This window comes from Burkholderia territorii (assembly GCF_902833055.1).
Taxonomy (GTDB): Bacteria; Pseudomonadota; Gammaproteobacteria; order Burkholderiales; family Burkholderiaceae; genus Burkholderia; species Burkholderia territorii.
In genome coordinates this window covers 1-251 of the sequence record NZ_CADFEJ010000191.1, presented here as the reverse complement: position 1 = coordinate 251, position 251 = coordinate 1, and the positions used below count along the sequence as shown (strand labels likewise).

Sequence of the window (251 nt, the reverse complement as noted above, 5' to 3'; positions counted from 1 at the left end):
GCGAGCTCGACCGCAAACGGCCAAGGTTCGACGGCATCGGGTGACAAGTCGACGGCAGCAGGCCAAGGCGCGAATGCCACGGGCATCAACTCGACGACCACGGGTCAAGGCTCGACGGCATCGGGCGCGAGCTCGACCGCAAACGGCCAAGGTTCGACGGCATCGGGTGACAAGTCGACGGCAGCAGGCCAAGGCGCGAATGCCACGGGCATCAACTCGACGACCACGGGTCAAGGCTCGACGGCATCGGG

At 66.5% G+C, this 251-nt stretch carries 1 pseudogene; it reads left to right on the top strand.

Annotated elements, in window-relative coordinates:
* Nucleotides 1-251: pseudogene (locus tag HW466_RS31755) on the top strand (hypothetical protein); the annotation flags it as partial.